This window comes from Chromohalobacter sp. HP20-39 (assembly GCF_033052815.1).
GTDB lineage: Bacteria > Pseudomonadota > Gammaproteobacteria > Pseudomonadales > Halomonadaceae > Chromohalobacter.
This window is the reverse complement of the sequence record NZ_JAWHTP010000590.1, coordinates 1-278: the sequence shown is the minus strand read 5'-3', so window position 1 is coordinate 278 and position 278 is coordinate 1. Positions and strand designations below refer to the sequence as shown.

Sequence of the window (278 nt, the reverse complement as noted above, 5' to 3'; positions counted from 1 at the left end):
ACGCAAGCCAGCCAGGTCGCCCATATGGACGGTGAATTCGTGCTGACCACCACGCACGGTGAATTGCGCGCCGACAAACTGCTGGTTGCCACCGGTCGGACACCGAACACGCGCAGCCTCGCGCTGGACGCAGCGGGGGTCACTGTCAATGCGCAAGGTGCCATCGTCATCGACCAAGGCATGCGCACGAGCAACCCGAACATCTACGCGGCCGGCGACTGCACCGACCAGCCGCAGTTCGTCTATGTGGCGGCAGCGGCCGGCACCCGTGCCGCGAT

The 278-nt window shown here is 65.8% G+C and carries 1 protein-coding gene; it reads left to right on the top strand.

Features of this window, described 5'->3' with window-relative positions:
- On the top strand, nt 1-278 hold a 278-nt coding region (locus tag RVY79_RS19300; protein WP_317466181.1), incomplete at both ends, for an FAD-dependent oxidoreductase.